This is a genomic window from Bradyrhizobium sp. CSA112 (assembly GCF_029051645.1).
In the GTDB taxonomy this organism is placed as follows: domain Bacteria; phylum Pseudomonadota; class Alphaproteobacteria; order Rhizobiales; family Xanthobacteraceae; genus Bradyrhizobium.
Window position 1 is genome coordinate 1 of record NZ_JAACFS010000108.1, and the last position, 1,160, is coordinate 1,160.

General features: G+C 62.7%; 1 protein-coding gene. It reads right to left on the minus strand.

Going from position 1 to position 1,160, the window contains the following annotated elements; all coding sequences use genetic code 11:
- Window positions 1-23 precede the first annotated feature (23 nt).
- A partial coding sequence (locus GWE18_RS41875) for a transposase (RefSeq protein WP_275191298.1) occupies window positions 24-1,160 on the minus strand: 1,137 nt, incomplete at its 5' end.

A 1,160-nucleotide genomic window follows, 5' to 3' on the forward strand; every position in this document is an offset into this window, starting at 1 on the left:
TTTTTTGGGGAGACAGGTTCTCCTCAGCGTGCGGCGGCGAGTTTTGCGAGGTTGTGGGCGATGCAGATCATGGCCCATTCGGCTTTGACCTTGTCGATGCTGCGCAGGAGGAACTGGCGGAAGCCTCTTGCCTGCTTGATCTGACCGAAGACGGGCTCGACGATCTGTTTTCGCAATCGATATCGGCTTCGATAGCCTGCGCGCTTGAGCTTTGTGCTCATTCTGGCGACGAGCGTGCCGGATTTGAGCTTTCTTTTTGTCGTGGCCGCCTTGGTGCCGTGCTTTTGCCGTCCGGTGGCGACGTAGCCCTCGATTCGGCGTCGAATGAGCGTGCGAAGATTGGCTTGCGAGCAATAGCCTGCATCGGCCGACGCTTCATCCGGGTTCTTCCCGAGATTGGCTTTGATGGCATCGAGCAATGGCGCAAGCTGCGCCTGATCGCTTGGCGAGTTGGTCAGCGTGTGCGCCACGATGATCTGATGGGCGCCATCGACGGCGGCTTGTGCGTTGTAGCCCTGGATGAAGCCGTTTTTGGTCGGCATCACGCGGCTGTCGGGATCGGTGAAGTTGCGCTGCGCCTTGTCGCTCGGCTCTGCCGTGACGGGCTTGGACTTGCGTCCCGGCCGGCCCTTGCCGCCGTCGCCGGAGCGGTCGTCGCCCGGCTTCGAGGCCGCTTTGGCTTTGGCTTCAGCTTCCAGCGCAGCCTTGGCGGTCCGGATCTTCTCCAGCCGCTTCTCTTTGTTGGCCATCCACTCGGGCATTTCGTCGCCACGCTTCGAGGCTCCGAGCTGACGATCCTCAGCCTTGTCGGCTTGGGCAGCCTGGGCCAGCCAGCCCTCGACCTCCGCCGCAAGCCTCGGCTCGGCCTCTTTCATCCGGCCATAGCTCATCGCCTTGTTGATCCCGGCATTGGCCTTGATCTTGGGGCCGTCGAGCGCCACGTGGCCAAGCTTCACGAGCCCCGCCGCGCGACACAGCGCAAGAACCTGCCGGAACAATCCGGAGAGCGCAGCCAAATGCCGCTTGCGGAACTCGCTGATCGTGCGGAAGTCCGGACGCTGCATCCCCGTTACAGCCGCAAAATCCAGCCGCTCCTCGCAGCCCCGTGCGATCTTGCGCGACGAGTAGATCCCCTGGCTGTACGCATAAAGCAGCAGCGC